A 12,614-nucleotide genomic window follows, 5' to 3' on the forward strand; every position below is an offset into this window, starting at 1 on the left:
ATGAAACAAAAATGGATCTACAACATCAAAATCATGAGTATCACATTTGGTCTAGCCAGTATCAGTTCATGGAGTCTGGCTGCTATTCAGGGACTGCATTTTTTACATAAAGACTGGGAAATTTCCTGTGATAATACCGGCACCTGCCGCGCTGCCGGTTATCAATCGGATCAAGATATTGATCAGCCGGTTTCGGTGCTACTAGAGCGTGCTGCGGGTGCAAACAGTAGTATCAAAGCCCAAGTCCAGATTTTACCCTTAGCTGCTGCCACACCTACACGACAGCTTCAGCTACAAATTGCCAGCACACCTTATGGTGTGATTGGTCTGAATCGGGAGGGAATAGGGCAACTCAGTACTGATCAAACGCGAGCCTTGCTAAAAGCTGTACAGGGAACAGCTCCGGTTGTATTTAAGAATACCCAATCACGCTGGAACCTGTCCACTTCCGGTGCCAGTGCCGTTTTACTCAAGATGGATGAATTTCAGCGTCGACTTTCTACGCCCTCAGCCTTGATCAGGCCGGGGAAAAAATCCAATCAGGCGGTGCTCAAAGCTGCAGCGATACCGAAAATTCAGATACCAAAATATCAGTCAGGCAAAGTCACTCAAGCAAAACTGAATACGGCAACAAGTCAGCAGATGATTCGAAAACTGCAAGCCACCACCAAGGAAGATCAATGTGATTTGCTGTTTAGCCAGCGTTTTCTGGATGATGATGTTATGACCATTTATCCCATTAATGCCCAGAATCAACTGATTCAGATTCCATGCTGGCGTGGGGCTTATAATATGGGTAGTGGCTTCTGGCTGATGGATCGAAACAAGCAATTTAAACAGTTGGTGACGACCTCGGGAGAAACATTTAGCCAAGGCCAGATATTTTCTGGGCATAAAGTACGTGGTTTGGGTGATTGTCTGAGTCAGGACGAATGGGCCTGGAATGGCAAGAAATTTGTCAAAAGCTTCAGTAGTCTGACCGTGCAATGTAAAGGCTTCGCCGGTGGTACTTGGAATTTACCGACCTACGTAAGCAAAGTCATTTATCAGGCCAAATAGTATTGTTTATAAAATAGCAGCGATAAAAAAGCCTGAATGACTCAGGCTTTTTTTAGTTTTGATTTTAAGAGGTGTGACCTTAAAAACGCTTTGGAATTCTTTGGCCATTCGGAACAGGAATTTCAGCATTTTTTAATACCCCAAATAACCAGGTTTCAGCATGCTGTACCGCGGTTTTCAACTGATCACCCATGGCCAGACGTCCGGCAATGAAACTAGCCAATGAACAACCAGAACCATGATATTCACCTGGCAGACGTGGACAGCGAGTTTCGTTGACCAGCTCACCTGCGATATACAGGCTGTTCTGGATATAATCAGGCGTATCTTCATGCCCCCCTTTGACTAAAACAGCCTGTGCACCCATTTTAAACAATTTTTGAGTGGCCAGTTTGAGGTCTTGCTCACCCGTCAGGGCACGCAGTTCAACCGTATTTGGCGTTAAAATGGTGGCCAATGGAATCAGCTGGGTAAATGCTTTGACCAGCGTTTCCTGATTACCCAGCGAGCCGCCACTATTGGCGACCAAAACCGGATCCAGCACATACAGATAATCTGGATGTACAGTCAGAAACTCGGCCAGAGCCACGATATTGTCTGTGGTGCCTAACATGCCAGATTTTACGCAACGAATGGGCAGGTCATTGACCACCGCATTGGCCTGTGCCAACAGCAATTCTCTGGAAGTGGCTTCGAAACCAAAAACCTGCTGTGAATTTTGAATAGTGAGGGCTGTGCAGGCAATTGCCGCATGTGCACCACTTTGACCAATAGCTTCAATATCTGCTTGAAGGCCGGCTCCACCTGAAGGGTCTAAACCGGAAAAGCAAAGTACGGTAGGGCGCAAAATGATGTCCTTCATTCACTAAAATTGCATTAGTATAGGCAAATTTGAATGAACTCTCGATATTAATTTATATCGGTGCTGATGAGAGGGGATAGGCGGTGATTAAGAATATTTTAATTGATCTGGATGGGACATTAACCGATCCGAAAGTGGGGATTACGACGTCTGCACGCTATGGTCTGGAAAAAATTGGTCATCCGATTAGTGACGAGATCAATATCGACTGGATTATTGGTCCTCCTTTAAAAGCCTCACTAGCCAAAATTTTAAATGTTGAAGCCGATCATGTGCTGGCTGAGCAGGCCTTAATGGGTTATCGGGAGCGCTTTGCAGTCAAGGGTCTCTATGAAAATCATGTTTTTGAGGGTGTAGCAGAAACGCTGGCAGAACTGAAACGCCGTGGTTATCGCTTGTTTGTCGCTACAGCAAAACCGACAGTGTATGCCAAACAGATTCTGGAACATTTTGATCTGGCCCAGTATTTTACCGACGTTTATGGCAGTGAGCTGAATGGTGACCGAACCAATAAAGCCGAGCTGATTCAGTATATTTTAGCGCAGCAACAGTTACAGGCCGATCAATGCATGATGGTCGGTGACCGTGAGCATGACATTTTTGGCGCCCGTCACAATGGTATTGAGACTATAGCGGTAAGTTATGGTTATGGCAGTCAGGAAGAGTTAGAAGTGGCACAACCTAAATATAAAATTGACCGCTTTAATCAGTTGCTAGATTATTTTAAATAAACCCTAATTTTTGCTTATTTTATTTGAGCTGATTTTTAGAGATATTTTGTCTATAAGCTGCTACATCTATACAGATCAACTCTCTTATTAGATTGTTATCTCAATAAAAATCCCGCAGCGTGCGGGATTTTTGCTCTTGGATGAACATTTAAAGCGTCAAAAACCAGGTCGATGCCAGCACCACCATAATGATGATCACCAGTAAAATGTTGATGATCGTCATTCGATGTTGGGGGGGAACTCTGGCTTTGGTCAGAGCATTTCCTGCATGGTCAAACAGGATGACATTTTGCACGCTACTTTCATAACCGAGTTCGAGTAACGCACGCTTTTCAACTTCGGTTAAACCGTCTTCAGGCAGATCCATAATTTGCAGCAGTGCTATAGAGCTAAATAGTTTCTTCATCATTGACGATGGTAACAGCCGTTTCAGCGTCACCGCGGCTGCATCAAAGTCGGCAATAATACTCCGCGGATGGGCATAGGGCACATCGGGTAGCAGGGTATGCGTAATCGTGCCATCTATATTCATCAGCTGCATTTTATCTTTATAGATTTGCACCCATACAGCATCTGGAAATTTCACTAATTGATCTTGCAGCATGGAGAAAGTCTGATTTTGCTGATATTTAGTCATTAAATAATCGATAAACAAATCCCGCATCAAGACGGGATTTGTAAGGTTCGGTTATTTGGCAGGAGCACCATACTCATTGTTTTGTTGCTTGGTTTCAGTTGCCCACCACCAGATCAGTACCAGTATGCCAATCACGGTAAGCGTCAGTAATTGCCACCAACCAGAGCGTCCTACATCATGCAAGCGACGCGCGCCAACGGCCAGACTTGGGACTAGAAGTGCCAGATTAAGCAGGCTATTCACCAGCGGTTTAGTGCCTAAAACTGTATCAATTACCTCAGCAACAATGCCTAAAATTACACAAAACAGCATAAAGAACCAAAATTCTTTACGGCGTGCACGGCCGGAAAAGTTTGCATAGTTGGTCAGACATTTTACAAACCAGTCAATGCTGCTGTAATTTTCCTCGGCTTGATCCAGATTTGAATATTTGCCAAGCTGACTGGAAATTTTTTCTCCCAGATAAATAGAACTGCCTAAGGCCAGATAAACCTCAGATGCTTCACCCGCGGTATTGACGATAAAATCGACCCGATCACCGCGTGAAGGTGGACGCTCACTACGCCAGTCTGCGCCATTAAAGCTATAGCGCTGATTATCATCCCCCGAGATAAAACCGGTATTGTGTTGAATAGAAAAATCAAGGATTGAACCTTTCATGCTTGTTCTCGTCTATTAAGCTAGATTATTGTTTTAAAGCGACGCAATTTCTTATCAGAATAACTTTAGCATAATCTAATTTTTAAAAGTTTATGGTGAAATGACAATAATTTTTTCATGTTTTTAAAAGCCTTATCGCAATAGTGATTCAGTATTCAATCAACAAAAAATGTAGCGTTGCATGATTTGAAATGAAGAAAATTAAATAGTAATGGAGCTGATTTATCTCTGAGTCTTTTATAAGAAATTAAAGCTAAATCTATCTGATGAATATCAAATTGTTCTTTGGAGCTATGGTTTGATGTTATTAAATTTAATATAATGATAAACAAATACTTATAAATTTAAAATTTACAAAAAGTATATAATAATACTAATAAATATAACATTTTGTTCATACTTTTTATCTATTGGTAACAATTTTTTAAAATCAACAGGCGTACAATAAAAAGCTTCATATGGTGATGAAGGTGTCACATTCAATGTATCTCTCCCCATTATCGAAGGCCTTTTACCTTTGCTGTGCCTCTTTCATCTTAACCACGACCACTGTGCATGCTGAAGCTGCTTTCAGTTCGGAAAGCCCGTGGATGCTCGGTGACTGGAACGGGCAACGTACAGCACTCCAAAATCAGGGCTATGATTTCAGTTTTGGTTATACCGGTGAAATGGCAAGCTTGATCGATGCACAAAGATCTTCAAGCCATAGAACTGAATATGCGGACCAGTTTGTTTTTGGGGCACATCTGGATCTGGCAAAAATTGCAGGCTGGCAAGATACTGAAGCGCAAATTACTGTCACTCAGCGTAACGGTCAGTCACTGTCTCAAAGCGCTGCTGCTTTAAATGGCCATTTAAGTTCAGTGCAAGAAGTCTGGGGCCGTGGTCAAACCTGGCGTCTGACTGATTTATGGATCAAGAAAAAATTCCTGGAACAAAAACTGGATGTGAAAGTCGGGCGCTTCGGTGAGGGTGAAGACTTCAATAGTTTTGACTGCGATTTTCAGAATCTGGCCCTATGCGGTTCACAAGTCGGGAACTGGGTTGGTGATCAATGGTACAACTGGCCAGTAAGCCAATGGGCAGCCCGGGTCAAATACAACATTAACCCTGAATTTTATGCCCAGATCGGTGCTTATGAATACAACCCTGAGAATCTGGAACGTGGCAAAGGATTTAACCTGAGCACGGATGGTTCTAAAGGGGTAATGCTTCCTGCAGAAGTGGTTTGGACGCCTAAACTGGGTGAACAAAAACTACCGGGTGAATATCGCGCCGGTTATTACTACAGTACAGCTGAGGCTGAAGTCATTTCCAATCCAGATCAAACCGACCATCACCATGGGGGTTGGATCGTTGCCAAGCAACAATTGACTGCACATCACGGTGATGCTTCGCGTGGTCTGACCGGCTTTGTGAATGCGACAGTGCATGACTCCAAAACCAATAACGTCAGTGATATGCAAAATATCGGGCTGGTTTACAAAGGCGCGATGGATTCACGTCCTCAAGATGAAATTGCGTTCGGTATTGCACGCATCAACATGAATAACGATGTCAGTACTGATCGTCATCAAGAAATCGATGCAGAAATTTATTATGGTTTACATGCCACCCCCTGGCTCACCATTCGCCCGAATGTGCAATATGTGCGTCACGTCGGTGCGGACAAAAACGGTGAAAATGTCTGGGTGGGCGGAATTAAGTTTAATACGTCATTTTAAAACATAGTTTTTAGTTGCAAATACACTATTGAATCTCTAGGTGCTTTGTTGCAGTAATGGGCAATGCCTGCTTAAGACATTGATGTATTTATAACTCAGAATTTAACAATAAGGGTGCTCATGCCTGTCATGTGCATGGACTTTCAAAAAAAACTTTTATAGGTGTTCAATATGAATACTTCATCATCAGGTTCAGTACTGAAAACGATTTTAGCGGTCATTGCCGCTGTTTTCGGTATAGGACTGCTGATTGGAGGGATTTATCTTGCAGTGCTGGGTGGGTCTTGGTACTACATCATTGCAGGTATTCTCTTTATTGCGACCGCAGTTCTCTTGTATAAACGAAAAAGTGCTGCACTCCTTGTTTATGCCATATTCGTTTTGGCGACAGTGGTGTGGGGGCTGTGGGAAGTCGGTTCAGATTTCTTTGCACTTGCGCCGCGTTTAGATATTTTAGGGCTGTTTGGTCTGGCCCTGCTGATTCCGGCTACCACACGTGGCTTTGATCATGCTAAAACCGCGAAAATTGCCTTGGGTGCTTCATTGGCCATTACCATCGCTGTCATGATTTATGCTGTATTTAATGACCCGCAAGAAATTCGCGGTGAATTAAAATCCCAGCAGCCTGCAACTCACCAGCCAATTCCCGGTGTGGCAGATGAAGACTGGCCTGCTTATGGTCGTACCCAGTCCGGTTTACGGTATTCACCGTTAAAGCAGATTAATACTGAAAATGTCAAAGATTTGCAGGTGGCTTGGGAATATCACACGGGCGAATTCAAGACTGAAAATGACTCGGGTGAAACCACCAATCAGGTTACCCCAATCAAGGTGGGTGACAACATGTACATCTGTACCACTCACCAGAAATTGACTGCGCTTGATCCGGCAACAGGTAAGGCGAAATGGACCTATGATCCAAAGCTGAAAGCTGATCATACCTATCAGCATTTAACCTGTCGTGGCGTGTCTTATTATGATGTCAACAATACGGCTGGTTTTGAAAGCAGTCTCGCTGCGAAAAAAAGCAGCTCTGCTGAATGTCCACAAAAAGTCATTTTACCGGTCAATGATGGGCGTTTAGTGGCGGTCAATGCGACCACCGGTAAAGTCTGTTCTGATTTTGGTAAAAATGGCGAAGTCGATCTGCAAAAAGATATGCCATTCCCATATCCGGGCGGTTATATTCCAACCTCACCGCCTGTAGTAACCGGCACCACCATTATTATTGCGGGTTCAACTACCGACAACTATTCAACTGAAGAACCATCGGGTGTGATCCGTGGTTATGACGTGAATACCGGTGAACTGCTTTGGGTATTTGACACAGGCGCTGAAGATCCGAATTTGATTCCTGCACCGGGTCAAAAATTTGTACATAACTCTCCAAATGCTTGGGCACCTTTGGCCTATGATGCAGAGCTGGACATCGTCTACGTACCAACGGGTGTCGGTACCCCGGATATTTACGGTGGTCACCGGACTGAACTGGACGAGCGTTATGCCAACTCGATGCTGGCCCTGAATGCGACGACTGGTAAGCTAGTATGGAACTTCCAGACTACCCATCATGATTTGTGGGATATGGACGTACCTTCACAGCCGACATTGACCGAGATTAAAGACAAAAGTGGCAATATGGTTCCAGCCATTTATGTCTTGACCAAAACTGGGAATGCTTTTGTGCTGGATCGTCGTAATGGTAAAGCGATTGTGCCGATTACCGAGAAACCGGTACCACAATCTGTGAAACGTGGACCCCAAACCAAAGGTGAGTTCTATTCTAAAACTCAACCGTTCTCTGATTTTAATCTGGCGCCACAAGATAAATTGACCGATAAACAGATGTGGGGTGCGACCATGTTTGACCAGTTGGTCTGCCGTGTTGCATTCCATAAACTGAATTACGATGGCATTTATACACCACCTTCTGAAAATGGGACACTGGTCTTCCCGGGCAATTTGGGTGTGTTTGAATGGGGTGGTATGTCGGTGAATCCGGACCGTCAAATTGCATTAACCAACCCGATTGGCCTGCCATTTGTATCGAAACTGATTCCTCAAGATCCGAACCGTCCTAAGACGGCTAAAGGTGCAGGCACAGAAGCAGGTGTTCAACCGATGTATGGTGTGCCTTATGGTGTTGAAATCAGTGCGTTCCTGTCTCCATTCGGTCTACCGTGTAAACAGCCATCATGGGGATTTGTTGCAGGTGTGGACTTAAATACTCATGAAGTGGCCTGGAAACGCCGCATCGGTACCATTCGTGACAGTATGCCGGGCATTCCATTGCCGCCATTCAAAATGGGTGTGCCGATGCTGGGTGGGCCTATTTCAACTGCGGGTAATGTAATGTTTGTGGGTGGAACTCAAGATAACTACATTCGCGCCATCAACGTGAACAACGGTGATGAATTGTGGAAAGGCCGTCTACCTGCGGGTGGTCAGGCTACACCAATGACTTATGAAGCGAATGGCAAGCAGTATGTGGTCATTATGGCGGGTGGTCATGGTTCCTTTGGGACTAAAATGGGCGACTCTCTGGTGGCTTATGCCTTGCCAGACAATAAATAGTTAAATTTTTAAATCAGTATGAAGGAGCCTGATTCGTCAGGCTTTTTTATTATGTATTGTTGAATGCCTACATCCAGTTTTAAGGACACAGAGAAATGATGTTGATTTGTTGCTGAAAGCTCAATTTCATTCAGATCGCATTAAAATAATATGCTTTGTATCTGGCTGATTTTAAGCGCAATTCAGATAAAGGATTAATCAAGTCTGAATTTACCGAACACAGAATTTTAAGCTCAAAGTCTTTCTATCCATTGAACGAACTATATGTCATCGAATCAGCGCATTTATTGGATATCGATGCTTAAAACAAAATGAATTGAATCATGAGATGTACGCCATCTTGATAAGGTATTTGCCGCATTAAACCACTTTCAAATAAGGCCTGTTATTTATGTATCAAAGCCCGAAATTTCCATTTGTGAAATCGACCTTGTCCTGCCTGATTGCTTGCGCAGGTCAGAATATTTATGCAGAAAATGACACACAAGAAGTCCAAAGGTTAGACACGATTATCATTCAAGCGACCCGTACCGATCGGGAGCGATTGACCACACCGGCATCAGTGTATTATCTGAATCAAGAACAAGATAACAGCATGAATGTGAACCTGTCGGAAACATTAAAAGGCGTTCCAGGATTACAGTTAAATAATCGTGAAAACTATGCCCAGGACCTGCAAATTTCGATGCGAGGCTTTGGCGCTCGCTCCAGTTTTGGTGTGCGTGGTGTGCGTTTATATGTGGATGGAATCCCTGCAACGATGCCGGATGGGCAGGGGCAAACCTCGAATATTGATTTGAACAGTCTGGATCATATTGAGGTTTTGGGTGGTGCGTTTTCCTCGTTGTATGGCAACTCTTCGGGGGGAACGATTTTAACCACCACAACGGAAGGGCAAGGCGCTGACTCAATTGAACTGGGGCATTCTGCAGGGAGTCAGAACAAAGGGCAGACCAAGCTGGTTTTGCAAGGCGGTTCAGAGAATGCTTCAGAGCCAAGCTATATCATCAGCTCCTCTTATTTTGATACCAATGGTTACCGTGATCACAGCAGTGCACATAAAGTTCTGAATAATGCCAAGCTGACCTGGGATCTGGAAGATGGTTCTAAAATCAACTGGATGAATAACTATGTCAAAATTGCAGCGGATGATCCGGGTGGTTTAACCCGAGACCAGTGGAAGGCCAATCCCCGACAGGTCGCGACCAACGTCCTTCTTTATAATGCACGTAAAGAAATTGAGCAGCTGCAAACAGGTTTGACCTGGAATAAACCGATCAATGATCAGCATGAACTGTATGGTATGGCCTACTGGGGACAGCGCGCAGTCACGCAATATCAGTCGATTCCTCGTACAGCACAAGGTGGAGTTAATCATGCGGGTGGCGTGATTGATTTTGACCGTAATTTTTATGGGACAGATTTACGCTGGACGGGTAAAGATATTCTGCCAGATATCCAACTGATTGCTGGTCTCGCTTTTGATGCCATGACTGAAGACCGTAAAGGCTATCAAAACTTTTTAGGTGATCGCTTGGGGGTTAAAGGTGAACTGCGTCGAGATGAAGATAATACCCTGTGGAATTTAGATCCGTATTTGCAAGCTTCTTATCACTTTGCTCCCGATTGGACCTTGGATGCCGGCCTGCGCTATAGCAATGTTCATTTCAAGTCTAAAGACAAGTTTCTGGCGAATGGCAATAATTCAGGTAAAACCGATTATCAGAAATTATTGCCCTCCATGGCTTTAAGCTGGCAGATTTTACCTGAGCTGATGACTTATGTCAGTTATGCACAAGGCTTTGAAACGCCCACCTTTACCGAAATGTCTTATCCTGCAAATACTGCAGAACACCGGAGCTTTAGTTTAAAAGCAGCAGAAAGTGAAACGTATGAACTTGGCTTAAAATCTGCTAATCGTTTCGGTGATTTTACTGCTGCAGTATTCCATACCACGACTCAGGATGACATTGTTTCTGCAGGTAATGACAATGGTCGCTCTACTTTCCGTAATGCAGATCAAACTTTAAGAGAAGGTATTGAACTCTCCTGGAATAAAAGTTTATGGCGTGATCTCACTGCTCAAGCCAGCTATAGCTATATAGATGCAACTTTTGATGCTGATATTCCTGAAATTTTAAATCAGAATGGCAATATTGCAGTGTCGAGAGTTGAATCAGGAAACTATATTCCCGGTATTGCCAAAAATCAGGCATTTTTAAGTCTGGGCTGGAAACCTGAAAATGGTTTGAGTGCAGGTTTGGATGTACGTTATTCAGATCGAATTTATGTCAATGATACCAATACTGAATATGCACCCAGCTATACTGTTGCTGGTGCCAATGTTGGCTATAAATGGAATATGAAAGACTGGTCTGTCAAAACTTTTGCACGTGTCGATAATCTTTTTGATAAAGACTATTCAGGTTCAGTGATTGTCAATGAAAGCAATAGTCGTTTCTATGAACCAGCAGAAGGGCGAAACTGGAGTGCGGGTTTGAGCGTGACAAAAGAGTTTTAATTGAAATGATTTGTGGCTGCTAAATTTTCAAAATAAAAAATCCCGCTTTTAAAGCGGGATTTTAAATATTGAGGTTTTAAAAAGATGAATCGAAGCAGTCTGGAAAATACTAGATTGTTTTCTGATTTACCCGCTTTGATAATTCCCCGGCACTTTCGACCCGTTCAGAATATCGATCGGTGAGATCAGCAGACTGACCGCGGGTGAGTAAGGTGAACTTGTAGAGTTCCTCCATCAGAAGTTGTTTTAGATATTCTTTCTGCTCCGCAGTGCGCAGCGTTTAGCAATGAAGATGGGGAAATGATTATTGATGAAGCAGGGAAGCGGTTGAAATAAATCCCAGAATTGAAGACGATAAATCAGATCATAAAAAAGCCACCGCAAGGGTGGCTTTTTATTTAAAGTTAAAATCACAGATGTCGTGTCATTTTAAGCTAAACCTTACCAGCTTAACGCACCGCCAGTTTGGTAATCTGTTACGCGCGTCTCGAAGAAATTCTTCTCTTTACGCAAGTCCATCATCTCTGACATCCACTGGAACGGGTTATTCACACCAGCAAACTGTTCAGGCAAGCCTAACTGCGCCAGACGACGGTTAGCAATAAACTTCAGGTATTCTTCCATCATGCCAGCATTCATGCCAAGTACACCGCGTGGCATGGTGTCACGTGCATATTCGATTTCCAGCATGGTACCTTCAAGAATCATCTGGATGATTTCTTCCTGGAATTCAGTGGTCCATAAACCTGGGTTTTCGATCTTGATCTGGTTGATCATATCGATACCAAAGTTCAGGTGCATTGACTCATCACGCAGGATGTACTGGAATTGCTCGGCAACACCATTCATCTTGTTACGACGGCCCATCGACAGGATCTGGCTGAAACCACAGTAGAAGAAGATACCTTCAAGTACACAGTAGAACGCGATCAGGTTGCGAAGCAGGATCTGGTCGTTTTCAGGTGTGCCGGTTTTGAAAGTAGGATCACTTAAAGACTGAGTATATTTCAGGCCCCACGCCGCTTTACGTGCCACTGACGGTACTTCGCGGTACATGTTGAAGACTTCGCCTTCATCCATACCTAGCGACTCGATACAATACTGGTAAGCGTGTGTGTGAATCGCTTCTTCAAACGCCTGACGCAAAATGTACTGACGGCATTCAGGGTTGGTAATGTGACGATAAATCGCCAGTACCAGATTGTTTGCAACCAGTGAATCGGCAGTCGAGAAGAAACCAAGTGAACGCATTACGATGGTACGTTCATCTTCAGTCAAGCCATTTTCAGACTTCCACAGCGCGATGTCGTGGTTCATGTTGACTTCTTGTGGCATCCAGTGGTTTGCACAACCATCCAGATACTTCTGCCAAGCCCATTCGTATTTGAATGGAACAAGCTGGTTCAAGTCTGCACGACAGTTGATCATCGCCTTGTCATCAACCTGTACGCGTTGCGCACCCATTTCAAGCTCTTCCAGGCCTGGAGCTACATCAAGTTGCTCTAGGGAAGCAGATGCTCTTGCCAGCGAATCGGTTGGATTTGATCCTCGGTTTTGAGTGGCTCTAAGGGGTTGTGCAGCTGCCACATCCGGCGATGCGTTGCCTGCATCAGATACCATCTGTGAATTAGACGTTTTTTGCGGCTCGACGGGCGCAGGCTGCTGTTCAGGTGCAGCCGGTTTTTGCGAATCATCTTCGAAATCGTCCCAACTTAGGATAGACATATCAATTCTCTCTACGTTGCTTTATATCTTTTATGAGACATTCAGCTTGGCTGAGATGTCTTACTATACGCTCAATTTGTTTAAGCAAAATTAAGTTTTGTTGATGAATGCTCTAGTTTTA

The 12,614-nt window shown here is 44.0% G+C and carries 9 protein-coding genes and 2 pseudogenes; 6 read left to right on the top strand and 5 right to left on the bottom strand.

Going from position 1 to position 12,614, the window contains the following annotated elements:
- Entirely contained in the window at window positions 1–1,059 is a 1,059-nt protein-coding gene (locus ACP7AK_RS03680; protein WP_425878954.1) for a DUF1176 domain-containing protein, read from the top strand.
- Between the two features lie 79 nt (window positions 1,060–1,138).
- Here ACP7AK_RS03680 and ACP7AK_RS03685 read toward each other — a convergent pair whose 3' ends face one another.
- Window positions 1,139–1,906, bottom strand: coding sequence for a hydroxymethylpyrimidine/phosphomethylpyrimidine kinase (locus ACP7AK_RS03685; protein ID WP_114541029.1), 768 nt, complete (start codon window positions 1,904–1,906; stop codon window positions 1,139–1,141).
- Between the two features lie 98 nt (window positions 1,907–2,004).
- Between ACP7AK_RS03685 and ACP7AK_RS03690 the strand changes: the two genes are divergently transcribed.
- A complete protein-coding gene (locus tag ACP7AK_RS03690) occupies window positions 2,005–2,652 on the top strand; it encodes an HAD-IA family hydrolase (RefSeq protein ID WP_425878671.1) in 648 nt (215 codons plus the stop codon).
- Between the two features lie 148 nt (window positions 2,653–2,800).
- Here ACP7AK_RS03690 and ACP7AK_RS03695 read toward each other — a convergent pair whose 3' ends face one another.
- Window positions 2,801–3,316 (bottom strand): hypothetical protein, encoded by a 516-nt coding sequence (locus ACP7AK_RS03695; RefSeq protein ID WP_004645901.1) that lies wholly within the window; start codon window positions 3,314–3,316, stop codon window positions 2,801–2,803.
- Window positions 3,317–3,340: 24 nt separating this feature from the next.
- Entirely contained in the window at window positions 3,341–3,949 is a 609-nt protein-coding gene (locus ACP7AK_RS03700; protein WP_313564352.1) for a DUF805 domain-containing protein, read from the bottom strand.
- Between the two features lie 482 nt (window positions 3,950–4,431).
- Here ACP7AK_RS03700 and ACP7AK_RS03705 point away from each other — a divergent pair, with 482 nt between their 5' ends.
- The 3 genes from ACP7AK_RS03705 (at window position 4,432) to ACP7AK_RS03715 (ending at window position 10,768) form a co-directional block, all read left to right on the top strand.
- The gene (locus tag ACP7AK_RS03705; RefSeq protein ID WP_425878956.1) at window positions 4,432–5,673 is read left to right on the top strand and encodes a carbohydrate porin; all 1,242 of its coding nucleotides are present in this window, start codon (window positions 4,432–4,434) and stop codon (window positions 5,671–5,673) included.
- Window positions 5,674–5,844: 171 nt separating this feature from the next.
- A complete protein-coding gene (locus ACP7AK_RS03710) occupies window positions 5,845–8,247 on the top strand; it encodes a glucose/quinate/shikimate family membrane-bound PQQ-dependent dehydrogenase (RefSeq protein WP_374952484.1) in 2,403 nt (800 codons plus the stop codon).
- A gap of 391 nt (window positions 8,248–8,638) precedes the next feature.
- A complete protein-coding gene (locus ACP7AK_RS03715) occupies window positions 8,639–10,768 on the top strand; it encodes a TonB-dependent receptor domain-containing protein (protein WP_425878674.1) in 2,130 nt (709 codons plus the stop codon).
- Window positions 10,769–10,877: 109 nt separating this feature from the next.
- On the opposite strand, the pseudogene ACP7AK_RS03720 reads toward ACP7AK_RS03715, so the two are convergent.
- Window positions 10,878–11,006 (bottom strand): annotated as a pseudogene (locus ACP7AK_RS03720) (arsenical resistance protein ArsH); the annotation flags it as partial.
- Here ACP7AK_RS03720 and ACP7AK_RS03725 point away from each other — a divergent pair.
- Window positions 11,000–11,104: pseudogene (locus ACP7AK_RS03725) on the top strand (arsenate reductase (glutaredoxin)); the annotation flags it as partial. The pseudogenes ACP7AK_RS03720 and ACP7AK_RS03725 sit on opposite strands and share 7 nt — an antisense overlap.
- A gap of 105 nt (window positions 11,105–11,209) precedes the next feature.
- Here ACP7AK_RS03725 and ACP7AK_RS03730 read toward each other — a convergent pair.
- Window positions 11,210–12,493, bottom strand: a complete 1,284-nt coding sequence (locus ACP7AK_RS03730) for a ribonucleotide-diphosphate reductase subunit beta (RefSeq protein ID WP_114541022.1) — start codon at window positions 12,491–12,493, stop codon at window positions 11,210–11,212.
- Between the last annotated feature and the right edge of the window lie 121 nt (window positions 12,494–12,614).

Origin of the sequence: Acinetobacter sp. TWP2-2-3, from assembly GCF_049896445.1 — a bacterium.
Lineage (GTDB): Bacteria > Pseudomonadota > Gammaproteobacteria > Pseudomonadales > Moraxellaceae > Acinetobacter.